The organism is Geodermatophilus siccatus (assembly GCF_900103785.1).
In the GTDB taxonomy this organism is placed as follows: domain Bacteria; phylum Actinomycetota; class Actinomycetes; order Mycobacteriales; family Geodermatophilaceae; genus Geodermatophilus; species Geodermatophilus siccatus.
The window spans coordinates 140,822-153,172 of the sequence record NZ_FNHE01000003.1; the positions used below are offsets into that span (position 1 = coordinate 140,822).

Consider the following 12,351-nt stretch of genomic DNA (forward strand, 5'->3'; position numbering starts at 1 on the left):
ACCCGGGGGCGGCTCCGTGGACGGGACGGGGCTCGCGGTGACCTGGTGCCCTGACGGAACACCGCCTGGTGACGCTGTATCAGCTCGGCTCTGCCCGCCTCCTCCAGGAAAGTGGCCCGGTGCGGGGCACGGCTCGCCGACCACGAGGGGGAACGATGCCGGTGGGACACCAGGTGTACGAGCGGTACGACGGCGAGGACGAGCAGGCCGAGCTGCAGGGCTTCGAGGAGCTGGCCCGCGAGCTCATGCTGGTGCAGGAGCGGAACCGCGGGGCGAGTGGCGCGGCGACCGTGGACCGTGCCTTCCACGCGAAGACCGTGCTGGCCGTGGAGGACGCCTGCCTGCGGGTGCGGCGCGACCTGCCGCAGGACCTGCAGCGGGGCTGCTTCCGGCCCGGCGCCGAGCTCCCCGTCACCGTCCGGTTCTCCAACGCGAACGGGGCCGCCCAGCCCGACAGCGCCCCGGACCTGCGCGGCGTCGCGCTGCGGGTGCACGCGGGCGGGGACGCGGTGCACGACCTGCTGATGACCAACTGGCCCGTGTCCCCGGCAGCCAACGCCCGGGAGTTCGTGGCGATGGCCTCGGCGGTGGCGGGACGGACGTCGAGGGTGTCGAAGCTGCTGTCCCTGGCGCTGCGGCTGCCCCGCAGGGTCGGCCCGTTCGCCACCGTCCGGATCATCGGGAACCTCCTCTGTTCCACGCGCCGGTCCGAGAGCCTCGCCCGGGAGAGGTACTACAGCCGCGGGGCGATCCTCTGGGGGGAGGCCGGCCCGGTCCGCTACCGCCTGCACCCGGTGGTGTCCCCGGCCGTCCCGCCGAGCACCGGCCCGGACGCGCTGCGCACCGACTTCGCCCGCCGGCTGGCGGCCGGCGACGTCGAGTTCGACCTGCAGGTGCAGCGCTACGTCTCGGAGCGGCGGACACCGGTCGAGAACACGGCCCGGAGGTGGCTGTTCGTCCGGTACGAGTCCGTGGCCCGCCTCGTCCTGCCCCGCCAGGACGTTGGCACCGCACGGGCCCGCCTCGTCGAGCACCGCGTCGACCGGCTGGCCTTCAACCCCTGGAACACCACCGACGAGTTCCGGCCGCTGGGCAACCTCAACCGGGCGCGGCGGGCGGCCTACGAGGCCGGCAGCGCCCACCGCCTGCACCAGCGGTTCGTGACCGAGGAACCGCGACGGACGGTCCTGCTCAACGGGCTGGTCGGCCGGGTCTTCGCCCGCGTTAACCGGCGGTGGCCGTGGCACCGCCTGCCCTCCCGGCTGGCCCTGCTGAACCTGGCGGTCCTGCGCCGCCAGCTGCGCCGCGAGAACCTGATCGACACCGACCTGCCGGCCCGGGTCGAGGTGCGGACGCCGGGAGCCGAGCCTCCAGCCGACGCGGTGGCGCACCGGACCGCGGACGGCTGCTGGAACGACCTGTCGTCCCCCGGCATGGGTGCCACAGGGGCCCGGTTCGGCCGCAACATGCCCGTCGACTCCCGCCAGTCCGACCTCCCCGACCCGGTCGAGGTCGCCGACCAGCTCCTGGCGCGGAAGAGCTTCATCCCCGCCCCCTCGCTCAACGTCCTCGCCGCGGCCTGGATCCAGTTCCAGGTGCACGACTGGGTGCAGCACCGCCGCCACCCGGTGGGCGAGCGCAGCATCGACCTCCCGCTCCCCGGCGAGCGCCGATGGCGCAACACGACCGACGGCCGCCCCGAGCGTGTCATGCGCATCGCCGAGGACGACGGCGACCGCAACCAGGTCTCGCACTGGTGGGACGGCTCGGAGGTCTACGGCAGCGACCCCGACAAGGCGGCCCAGCTGCGCGAGGACGGCGGGCGCGGCGCGCGGCTCCGCCTCGAGGACGGCCACCTGCCCACCGGCCCCGGCGAGGTGGTGCTGGCCGGGTTCTCCGACAGCTGGTGGCTGGGTCTCAGCGCCTTGCAGACCCTGTTCGCCCGGGAGCACAACGCGGTGTGCGACGCCCTCCAGGAGGAGTACCCGCACCTCGACGACGAGCGGACGTACCAGACCGCGCGGCTGGTCGTCTCCGCGCTGATCGCCAAGATCCACACGGTGGAGTGGACGCCGGCGATCCTCGGCACGAAGACCCTCGACACCGCGATGTCGGTCAACTGGCGGGGCGCGCCGGACCAGTGGCTCACCCGCCTCGGTCTCCGGTTGCTGGACCCGCACGCCGTCCACGGCATCCCGCGCACCCGGCCCGACCACTCCGGCGTCCCGTTCTCCCTCACCGAGGAGTTCGTGACGGTCTACCGGATGCACCCCCTCATCCCCGACCGCTACGCCTTCGTCGACTCCGCCACCGGGGAGGTCCGCGAGCTCGGGTTCGACGACATCTCGGGCCGGAAGACCCAGGACGTGTTCCGCGAGATCGGGCTCGCCAACTCCCTGCGCTCGCTGGGCACCGCCCACCCGGGCGCGATCACGCTGCACAACTTCCCGGACGCGCTGCGGCACTTCGAGCGGGACGGCGAGATCGTCGACCTCGCGGTGGTGGACGTCGTGCGGACCCGCCGGCGGGGCGTGCCGCGCTACAACGACTTCCGGGCCGGGCTGCACATGCCCCGGATCAGCCGGTTCGAGGAGCTCACGACCGACCCGGAGACCCTCGCCGCGCTGCAGCGGCTGTACCCGTCGGTCGACGACGTCGACACCGTGGTCGGCCTCCTCGCCGAGACCCCGCCCGCCGGCTTCGGGTTCAGCGACACGGCGTTCCGGGTCTTCCTGCTCATGGCGTCCCGCCGGCTGCAGAGCGACCGGTTCCTCACCGTGGACTTCCGGCCCGAGGTGTACACCCCGCTGGGGATGGACTGGGTCGCCCGCGGCAGCATGGCCGACGTCGTGCGGCGCCACTGCCCCGAGCTGGCCGGGGTCGTCGGGACCGGCAAGGCGGCGTTCGCCCCGTGGCGCTGACCTGCCGGTCCCGCGACCCTCACGCCGCACACGGCCGGTGGGTGACCCCACGCCGGTCCGCTGCCAGGTAGCGGCTGACCGCCGGCGTGGCCTCCAGGCGGGCCAGGGTGCGAGCCCGGGTCGGGCCGATGCTGCCGATCGGCATCCCCAGCATCGCGCTGATCTCCCGGTAGCTGAGCGGGGGGTCGGCCACGAGCAGGAGCAGCAGGTCGCGCTGCGCCGTCGGCAGGTCGGCGAGACCCTCGCGCACGGCCTCGACCTGCTCGGCCTGCAGCAGGTCGGCGTCGACGTCGGGGTCGTGCTCGAGGAACGCCTGGGCGGAGTCGTCCAGCGGGTCGACCGGCAGCGTCCGCGCGCGGCCGCGGGCCAGGCGGAGGCTCTCGTGGTGAGCGGTCGTCGCGATCCAGCCGGGCAGCGCGAGCGGCTCGCGGAGCCGGTGGAGGTGCTCCACCAGGCGCAGCCAGGTCACCTGGGCGACGTCCTCGGCGTCGTGCTCGCCGAGCCGGTACCTGCTGGTGATCGCGCGGACGAGCGGGGTGAACCGCTGCACGAGCCCCTGCCAGGCGCAGGGCTCGCCGCGCCGGGCGGCCTCGACGAGCGCCGCCGGGTCGGGCTGGCCGGCCGTGCCCGGGCCCGGGGTGCACCGCTGTGCACCGCGGCCCGGGTCGTCCTGGGGGAGTGCGTCGAGGCTGTCGTGGAGCGTGCACATGTCGGTCCTCCGTGGCGGCCGTTCGCTGGTGGGACGACTGTCGAGCGGGCCGGCACGGCAGGTCCAAGCCCATCAGGGACGGCGGACACGCACGGGGACACCGAGCCGGGCACGCGCTTCCCGGGGTGCGAGGGCGACACCTCCAGCGCTGGAGGTCCTAGGCTGGAGGTCCAGCTCCTGTGGCACCCGGGGGAAGCGATGCCCGAGGACGACCTGTCGGCCGTGCTGACGAACGTCGCAGCCGATGCCCGCCCGGTCACCCGCACGAAGATCGCCAACAGCCCGGAGACGCGCGCCTTCCTCGACATCGGGCTGCTGCTGCTCTGCGACGACCTGCTCGACCACCGGGGTCCCGACCTGATGGACGACCACGACGCCGGCACCCGCCTGTTCGCCGGGCTGTCGCAGGCCCGCCTGATCGAGCGCGCGGAGCACGAGGACGCCCGCCGGGAGCACCCGAGGATGCTGACCGTCGGGATGTTCCGGGACCGCTGGCGGTACAAGAGCCGCTACACCGAGGACCTCATCGCCTACCTGCTGCGGCCGGCTCTCGTGGAGCACACCATCCACGACGTGGCCGAGGCGGCCAAGGGACTCCCCGAGGACCTGCCCTTCGCCGACCTCGTCCGGCAGATGGTCGAGCGGGTGATGGCCGTGACCCTGGACGACCCGCTGTGGGGCCTGCGCACGGTCGTCTGGGTCGCCCTGCCGAACCACCCGCGGGTGCAGATGTTCCTCAAGGCCCAGTACGAGGAGTGGATCGCCTACTGGACCGTCCTCTACGAGCGGCTCGCCGGCCGCTTCGGTCTGCAGCTGCGCCCGGAGTACACCTGGCACGACGTCGCGGAGGTCTTCCACGCCCTCGCGGAGGGAGCCCGGCTGCGGGCACGGGCGACGGGGTCGGCCACGGCGCTCTCGTCCGGGGACAACGTCCTGGTCGGCGCGATCCACATGCTGCTGCCCGGCCTGTTCGTCAACCCGGAGGCCACGACCCGCAAGCCCTAGGCCGGGCGGAGGTCGTCAGCGCCGGCTGCCGTTGAGCCGGCTCGTCCGCAACCACCCCCGGCTGCGCCGACCGTTGCTCCCCGGCTCCGTGTGTGACGGCGGCAGGTCGCGGCCGCCGGCGACCGTGGCGGCGACGGACACGGCGGACGCCACGGCCGCTCCGTTCCCGACCGGCGGTGCGGGAGGCGTCGGGCCCCGCGCCCCGGCGCCGTCCGCGCTCCCGGACAGGTCGCCGGTGTGCTCGCCGAGGGAACGGCAGCGGAGCCCGAGCTCGTGGCCCAGCCGCTTGTACGAGGAGAACTTGCCCTCGTCGAACCACTGGTCGGCGGTGCTGTCGTGCGGGAACACGGGGTTCGACGCGGCGTACGCCAGGAGCTCGTAGGGCAGCTGCGGCCACAGCACCGCCTTGGCGAGCACGAGGACGCCGGTGCGCTGATCCGGGGCGAGCCCGCTCTCCTCCGGGTAGGTGATCCGCATGGTGACGACGCCGCGCTTGCACAGCCGGGCGTTGAGCGCGGCCAGCGGGTCCTCCGGCTCGAAGGGCTTCCCGCTGCCGGGGACCAGGTCGAACAGGTCGAACCCCTCCTCCGGCTCGATCCGCACCCCGAGCTCGTCGTGCGCCAGGCGCAGGGCCGCACCGAACGTGCCGGCGGTCGGCGGCGCGTCGCCACTGGCGTCGATGACGTAGATCGTGCGGCACCTCCGCCGCAGCGCCTCGACCAGGCCCAGGTTCTCGTAGTGGCCGCCGTCGGAGACGTGCAGCAGCCGCTGGAAGTAGGGGTGGACGCCCAGCACCTCCCGCAGGAGGTAGGGCAGGCGGCGCACGTGCGGCATCCCCGGCAGGGTCCAGTCGTCCTCGGCCGCGAGGTTCTGGCGCAGCAGCAGGTAGTCCGGGTGGGGCAGCCACGACCCGAGCCGGGCGCCGGAGATCGCCAGCAGGCTGCCGTACCAGGACGAGGCCCGGCCCATCGCCGAGGCGAAGGCCGCACCGCTGATGGCCACGGCCGCCTGGACGGTCAGGTCCCGCTTCAGCTGCTGCGGGCAGGCCTCGATCGCCACCGACGTCGGGACCCAGCCGACGTCCGGCCCGCCGATGTGGTCGCTGCTCATCACGTAGGAGACCGCCCGGAGCCCGGGAGCGGTCCGGTCGTCGTCGACGAGGTTGGCAGCGGCGGCGAAGACGAACCGGGGTCCGGGCGATCGCCAGTCGTCGGGGTGCACGCGGCCGTGAGTGCTCAGCGTGGTCGGCTCGGACGGCAGGTAGGGGACGGCGACCCCCTGTCGCGCGCGGACGGCGAAGGCGCTCGCCAGCCGGGAGCGGTAGAAGGGGTGCAGGCTCAGCGCGGTCTCGTCGACGAAGCCGCCGACGACCACCCACAGCACGCCGACGACGAGGGCGACCGTCAGCGCCGTGGCGTCCGCCCGGGTGGCGACGGCGGCGCCGAAGACCAGCAGCCAGACGGCGGCGAGCAGGGCGAGCACGAGCGTGACGAGCAGCAGCCGCAGGACCGAGGCGGGAGTCGTCGCCGTCGACCGCGCGGCCTTGCCCCGCTCGCGGAACTCCCTGACGCTGCCGGGCTTCTTCCAGAAGGCTGCCGCCACCGTGGCGAGGTAGCTGAGCAGGACGGCGACGAGCGGCCCGCCCACGGTGATGGCGCTGCTGTCCCCCGTGCGCGCGTAGAGCCAGCAGGTCGCGTAGCTGATCGCCGGGACCACGAGGACGAAGGCGGCCACGACCGCGGCGAGGGCAGCGGCCGCCTGCGCGGTGCGCAGGAGGAGCCGGCACGCGAGTGAGCGCTGGTCCCGCCAGCTGGTGAGGACCACCCCGGCCAGCCAGGACAGGCACGCGACCCCGGCGAGGACCCCGAGGCCATAGAGCGCGGGTGCGTGCGGCACCGGGTAGGAGACGGACGAGTCGCTCCCCGCGGCCGCGACGTGGCTGAGTCGCGTGACCGGGACGGCGGCGTAGAAGGCGCCGACCAGCACACCGACGACGACGGCCCCGCTGAAGAGGACGAACAGGCTCCCGATCAGCCCACGCGCCAGCAGTGCCAGAGCCAGGACCAGCTTGCCCGCCGTGCTGGCCAGGTAGCTGGAGTGCCGCCGGAGGTGGTCCTCGACGACACCGCCGGGCGCCAGTGCGTTGTCCGGGTTCCGGTCGACGCCGTCCGTGCGCGGATCCTCCGAGCCGCCACGGGTCAGGGCCTGCACCAGCGCCCCGGCGGTGTAGCCGCCGCCGGACACGGAGATGACGTAGTCGGCCTCCTTGACCACCGGCCGCAGCGCCTGGACCGCGCCGAGCGCGACGCTGGCCGAGCGCACGCCCCCGCCGGACAGGCACACCGCCACCGGCCCGCCGTCCTCGGCCGATCGCGTGGCCGCTCGCGGGTCGGGGGGCACGCGGTAGGCGTTGCGCCACCGGGTGGAGTCGAGCATCGCCGCGGGGACCCGTTCGGGGACGTTGTCCGGCGGGGGTGGTTCCAGCGGGGGTGGCGGGATGATGCCGCTGGTGTCCATCGCGGCGAACCGCCGCAGTCGGCGCCTGCTGTTGCCGATCACCCGGGCGAACGTCAGGACCAGTCCGATGAGCGCGGTGACCGCTGCGGGGACGGCTGCGGACCACTTCACCGTCGCGGCGGCCCCCGCGGCGGCGTAGCACCACTCGGCTCGTTCGCCGAAGAACAGGAAGGCGTTCTCGGTGAGGTCGGCGACCACGGTCGCGGCGGCACAGAGGAGGCCGAGGTCGGCGAGGTGCCGGGACGTCCTGCTCCAGGTCATCATCCGGGCCAGCCGGCCCAGCACGGCCAGGGCGGAGCCGTAGCCGAGGACCAGCAGCACGTCCGGCCCGAGCGTGTCGCGCAGGAGCGCCGGGTCGGCGGGCCGGTCGAGCCCCAGCCCGATGCGCACCAGGTCCGGCAGCGGGGGAGCGAGCTGCCGGTAGGCCACCCACCCGGCTCCCGCGGCGGCCACCGCCGCCAGGGCGCGGGCGACGGCAGCGGTGCGGGAGATCCGGCGCTGCACCTGGGTCGTCGGCTTCATCGTCGACACCGGCGGTCCGGCCTCGGCGGCTCCTCCCGGCGCCGGGGGAGGTGCGCCGGCCGCTGCCGCCGCCGCGCCGGGAGAGGTCGACTGTGCTGCTCGATCGGCCACCGTGTCCTCCGCCTGCTGTGCGGTCCGTGGGACGGCAGCCGCTCGCGGGGCGCGCGGAGCTGCCACCCGAGGGAGGGCCGAGGAGTCGCGCTGATACGTGTCGGGCCGCTGCTCCGGCCGACTCCGGGGCAGCCGTTCGCGCTACCGGGGTCTGCTCCAGCCGCGACCGGCGGTGAGCGCGATGGTCCCGACCGTTCCGTCGTCCCCGGTCGGGGGTCATCCGATCGGTGGGCCGGCCGGTCGGTCGGGTGCGGACTGTCCACAGATCGGCTGACGCCGGTCCCGTGGAGCGGCGCCGTCCACCTACAGTCCCGTCGTCCCGAGCGGTGTCGGGCGGTGAGACGGGGGTTCGGTGCCGACTGCGACGAGCGCGCTCGACGTCGTCGACGGCGAGGTGCGCGAGCTGATCCGCCGCCGTGGGCTGGACCCGTTCACCGACCCCGGGCCGGTGCGCCTGCTGGTCCGCGACGTGGTGGCCGACTACTCCGAGCGGTCGCTGACCTCGGCGCTGCCGCCGATCGGCGACCCGGACGCGGTGGTGCGGGACGTGCTGGACCGGGTGGCCGGGTTCGGGCCGCTGCAGCGGTGGCTGGACGACCCGGAGGTCGAGGAGATCTGGGTCAACGAGCCGGGCCGGGTGTTCGTCGCGCGGCGCGGCCGCTCGGAGCTGACGACGACGATCCTGGCGCCCGGTGAGCTGGCCGACCTGGTGGAGCGGATGCTGCGCACCTCGGGGCGGCGGATCGACATGTCAACGCCGTTCGTGGACGCGATGATGCCCGACGGGTCGCGGCTGCACGTGGTCATCCCCGACATCACCCGGCGGCACATGGCGGTCAACATCCGCAAGTTCGTGCTGCAGGCGCACTCCCTGGACGAGCTGGTCGGGCTGGGCACGCTGACCCCGCAGGCGGCGCGGTTCCTGGAGGCGGCGGTGGTCTCCGGGCTGAACGTGCTCGTCGCCGGCGGCACCCAGGCGGGGAAGACCACCTTGTTGAACTGCCTGTGCGCGGCGATCCCGGCGCGGGAGCGGGTGATCACCTGCGAGGAGGTCTTCGAGCTCCCATAGACCGTACGGTGACGCACGTGCGCGTTGGGGTGTACCTACGTCAGTCGTTGGACCGGGATGGGTCGGGGCTCGCGGTCGCCCGGCAGCGCGAGGACTGCCTGAAGCTGTGCGCTGATCGTGGCTGGGATTCGGTCGAATACGTCGACAACGACACGAGCGCCAGCAGCGGCCGGCTCCGTCCCGCCTACGCGCGGATGCTCGCCGACGTCGAAGCGGGGCATCTCGACGGCGTCGTCGCGTGGGATCTCGACCGGCTGCACCGCCGCCCTGTCGAGCTCGAGCACTTCATCGACCTCGCCGACCGGCACCGGCTCGCGCTCGCGACCGTCGGCGGTGACGCGGACCTGTCAACCGACAACGGGCGGCTGTTCGCGCGCATCAAGGGCGCCGTGGCCCGCGGCGAGATTGAGCGCAAGAGCGCCCGGCAGAAGCGGGCGAACCGGCAGCGAGCCGACCTCGGCATGCCGCCGCCCGGTGGCCGCCGCGCCGTCGGCTACGAGCCGGGCGGCAGGGTGCTGCGCGAGCGCGAGGCGGCGCTGATCCGCGACGGGTACCGCGACGTCCTCGCCGGCAGCAGTCTGCGGGCGGTCGCCGCCCGGTGGAACGCCGCCGGGTTCACCACCGCCGTCGGGGGAGCGTGGCGACCCGACGGGGTGCGCTACGTGCTGCGGAACCCGCGGAACGCGGCTCTGGTCGTGCACTGCGGCGAGGAGGTCCGGCACGGCGCGTGGCCGCCGATCGTGCCAGAGGCGACGTACCGGGCCGCTGTCGCGCTGCTCGACGATCCGACGCGGCGGACGACGCCGGACACGTCCCGCCGCTACCTGCTATCCGGGCTGGCGCGCTGCCACTGCGGCGCCGCTGTGCTGACGGGCCGCACGCAGCACGGGCAGCGCACGTACCGGTGCAGTCGGTCCCGCGGGCACTTGTCCCGCGGAGCGCAGCCGATCGACGACCTCGTCATTGCGGTCGTCGTTGAGCGGCTGTCCCGCCGGGACGCCGCTGACCTGTTCGCCGCGCCGCATTCATCCTCGAACGCGACCGCGCTGCGGGAGGATGCAGCGGCGCTGCGGGCGAGGCTCGACGAGCTGGCCGACCTGTTCGCCGACGGGAAAATCACCGCCGCGCAGTTGACCCGCGGCACGGAACGGGCGCAGCAGTCTCTCGAGGCAGTGCAGGCGCGCCTCGCTGACGCCGGTCGGGTGTCGGTGCTGGGGGAGCTGCTCGCCGCCGGGGATGTCCGCGCGGTGTGGGACGGGCTCGACCTCGACCGGCGCCGGGCGGTCGTCGACGCGCTGCTGATCGTCTCCCTGCTGCCACCCGGCCGGGGCGCGCGGCACCTCGACCCGGCCACGGTGCAGATCCACTGGCGGACACCATGAGCACACCATTGCCTGACGCCAATCGGTACGCGAGAGAGGCGGACGCGGCCGGGATCCTGGAGCCAAGCCGCCGTCTCACCGCTCGTTGTCGCGTGTGTCGGCGCCGTCTCGGCGGGATCTATGCAACCCCCTACGGGCCGCTGTGGGTCGGCGACCTCGGCGGTAACCGCGACGGCCGCCGGTTGCGGCGCCGCGTGATCACGAGGGCAGGCGTCGACGGGGACGGCCGCAACACAATCGCTCACTGGGTCGAGCCGTCACGGGCTTGGTACGGCTGCGATTGCCGGTGCCACCGCAACAGCGCAGCAGGAGCGGTGATCTACCGCGCGCTCCGTTCGGGAGTGGCTGACGTCGACGTTCCGCCGCAGCAGCCGTAGGCGCCGCCCGCAACGTCGCGATAGCGTCAAGGCGTTACGAACAAGCGCGCCCCGAGCTGATTACGGCCGTCCTCATCCCCTGGGCAAGGGTGATGGAGGACGGCTGTGCCCAACACCCTCGATCCGGAGCGGGCCCGCGACCTGCAGCGACGCGCTGCCAAGGCCCGCAGCGTCGCCGCCGTCGAGCGGCGAATCCGTGAGCTCGTCGACGCGGCTCCGCCGTTGTCCGAGGAGCAGCGCACGAGGCTCGCCCTGCTGCTGCGGCCCTCGGGCGGCGAGGCAAAGTGAGGAAGCGAGAAGGCCGGCCCGCGGCAGGACCGGCCCCTCAGCAGGCAACCCCCCGGTCACCAGGCCCCAAGCGTAGCGACGAGGACCGACAGACCGCGGCACAGCAGGCCCTGCCACTGGCGGTCGCCCCCGACCTTCGGCGTCGCCGCTGGGCTGCCCGCCGGTGCGAGCCGCTGCCCGACGGACGCCGCGACACCCTCGAACCCGAGGACCGCACCGACCGGTTCGCCAGCACCCGCCGGCTGCACATCGAGGTCCGCGGGCATACCGCGTGGCTGTACGGCGGCCGGGTCGCGTGGCTGCTGGAGTCGGCGAACGTGCCGAGGCAGCGCGACCTGCGGATGCCGGGCGTGTGGATGTGTCCCGCGAGCCGCGTCGACGACGTCGTCACCTACGCCGAGCACCTCGAGGGCCGGTACGTCACCGTCGAGCGGATCGAGCCGTGACCGACACGCGGCTGCCCGAGCGGTGGCTGAACGACCGGCGGCTCCTGCGGCTGTCGGACACGGCCTATCGCACGTTCATATCCATCCTGCAGTGGTCAGTGGCGAACCGCACCGACGGCCAGGTCGACGCCGAGGACCTCAACCTGATCCCGCGCGCTCATGCCACGGACGTGCCCGAGTTGGTGCGCGCCGGGCTGGTCGAGCGCAGCGGCAACGCGCTGCGGGTGGTCGACTTCGCCGCCACGCAGACCAGCCGCGACGAACTCGAAGCGTTGGAGAGCACCCGGCGCCGCGAGCGGCTCAAGAAGGCCCGGCAGCGGGCGCACAAGGAAGACGCTGCCGGGGCTGTCCCCGGGGACAGTCCCGGGGACAGTCCCGGGGACAGTCCCGGGGGTCGTGTCCCCGGGGACTCCCCAGGAAGGAAGGAAGGACAGGAAGGACAGGAAGGACAGGCAGGCACCTACGGCGACGACGTCCATGCCGAGCCCGACGACGAGTACGTCAGCGCCCTGCACGAGTACCGGGGCGGCGCTGTCGACTGGGAAGGGGTGCGGTCGTGACCATGACCCCGGCCGAGTACGACGCGGCGAGCTGGGGCGGGTGGGTGGCCGCGGTGCGGCTGCTGCTCGACGTCGGCGACGTCGGCCCCGACGGGCTGTCGGCGCTCATCGCCGACGTCAAGCGCGGCCGGTGGGCCGACGACGACGACCGGCCGCTGCCCCCGGCGGTGTCCGTCCGCCGGCGGCTGCTGCTCGACGAACTCTGCCGCACACTCGCCGCCGCCCACGGCGCGGACGAGTGGCCGTTCCCCGGCGACCTCGTCGCGCTGCACGTGCCCGACGACCTCGGCAGTGAGTGATCACCCGTGCGACACTTCCGTCGGCGGTCGGACGGCGCCGCCGCGGGCCCTGCGGGCCCCTGGCCGTCTCGCCCGATCAGCGCCGCGCACGTGGCCGCTCTACGGACCGGCCGACGGCCTGGTGATGCCGACGCACGCCCCGCCC

10 protein-coding genes are annotated in these 12,351 nt (G+C 74.0%); 8 read left to right on the forward strand and 2 right to left on the reverse strand.

Annotated elements, in window-relative coordinates; genetic code table 11:
- The first annotated feature begins 155 nt into the window (after nucleotides 1–155).
- Nucleotides 156–2,921: a peroxidase family protein gene (locus BLS21_RS06580; RefSeq protein ID WP_091215475.1), complete on the forward strand. Its 2,766-nt coding sequence runs from the start codon at nucleotides 156–158 to the stop codon at nucleotides 2,919–2,921.
- 19 nt (nucleotides 2,922–2,940) lie between these two features.
- Here the strand turns inward: BLS21_RS06580 and BLS21_RS06585 are convergent, their stop codons facing one another.
- On the reverse strand, nucleotides 2,941–3,630 hold the full coding sequence (locus BLS21_RS06585; RefSeq protein ID WP_091215478.1) for an RNA polymerase sigma factor: 690 nt from the start codon (nucleotides 3,628–3,630) through the stop codon (nucleotides 2,941–2,943).
- Between the two features lie 198 nt (nucleotides 3,631–3,828).
- Here BLS21_RS06585 and BLS21_RS06590 point away from each other — a divergent pair, with 198 nt between their 5' ends.
- Nucleotides 3,829–4,635 carry a hypothetical protein gene (locus BLS21_RS06590; protein WP_091215480.1) on the forward strand — a complete coding sequence of 269 codons (807 nt, stop codon included), beginning with the start codon at nucleotides 3,829–3,831 and terminating at the stop codon, nucleotides 4,633–4,635.
- 15 nt (nucleotides 4,636–4,650) lie between these two features.
- Here BLS21_RS06590 and BLS21_RS06595 read toward each other — a convergent pair whose 3' ends face one another.
- On the reverse strand, nucleotides 4,651–7,674 hold the full coding sequence (locus BLS21_RS06595; protein WP_091215483.1) for a patatin-like phospholipase family protein: 3,024 nt from the start codon (nucleotides 7,672–7,674) through the stop codon (nucleotides 4,651–4,653).
- A gap of 463 nt (nucleotides 7,675–8,137) precedes the next feature.
- On the opposite strand from BLS21_RS06595, the gene BLS21_RS06600 reads away from it, so the two are divergent.
- From BLS21_RS06600 to BLS21_RS06625, 6 genes are all read left to right on the forward strand, one after another.
- Nucleotides 8,138–8,854 (forward strand): TadA family conjugal transfer-associated ATPase, encoded by a 717-nt coding sequence (locus BLS21_RS06600; protein WP_245700114.1) that lies wholly within the window; start codon nucleotides 8,138–8,140, stop codon nucleotides 8,852–8,854.
- Nucleotides 8,791–10,236, forward strand: a complete 1,446-nt coding sequence (locus BLS21_RS06605) for a recombinase family protein (protein WP_217636025.1) — start codon at nucleotides 8,791–8,793, stop codon at nucleotides 10,234–10,236. Before BLS21_RS06600 ends, BLS21_RS06605 begins: the two co-directional genes overlap by 64 nt.
- Before the next feature lie 482 nt (nucleotides 10,237–10,718).
- On the forward strand, nucleotides 10,719–10,901 hold the full coding sequence (locus BLS21_RS06610; RefSeq protein ID WP_091215485.1) for a hypothetical protein: 183 nt from the start codon (nucleotides 10,719–10,721) through the stop codon (nucleotides 10,899–10,901).
- A 317-nt stretch (nucleotides 10,902–11,218) separates the two neighbouring features.
- Nucleotides 11,219–11,347 carry a hypothetical protein gene (locus tag BLS21_RS26160; RefSeq protein WP_281241914.1) on the forward strand — a complete coding sequence of 43 codons (129 nt, stop codon included), beginning with the start codon at nucleotides 11,219–11,221 and terminating at the stop codon, nucleotides 11,345–11,347.
- Nucleotides 11,344–11,907, forward strand: a complete 564-nt coding sequence (locus BLS21_RS06620) for a hypothetical protein (RefSeq protein WP_091215490.1) — start codon at nucleotides 11,344–11,346, stop codon at nucleotides 11,905–11,907. Before BLS21_RS26160 ends, BLS21_RS06620 begins: the two co-directional genes overlap by 4 nt.
- Nucleotides 11,904–12,206 (forward strand): hypothetical protein, encoded by a 303-nt coding sequence (locus BLS21_RS06625; protein ID WP_139177034.1) that lies wholly within the window; start codon nucleotides 11,904–11,906, stop codon nucleotides 12,204–12,206. The genes BLS21_RS06620 and BLS21_RS06625 overlap by 4 nt, the downstream gene beginning before the upstream one ends.
- Nucleotides 12,207–12,351: the final 145 nt, after the last annotated feature.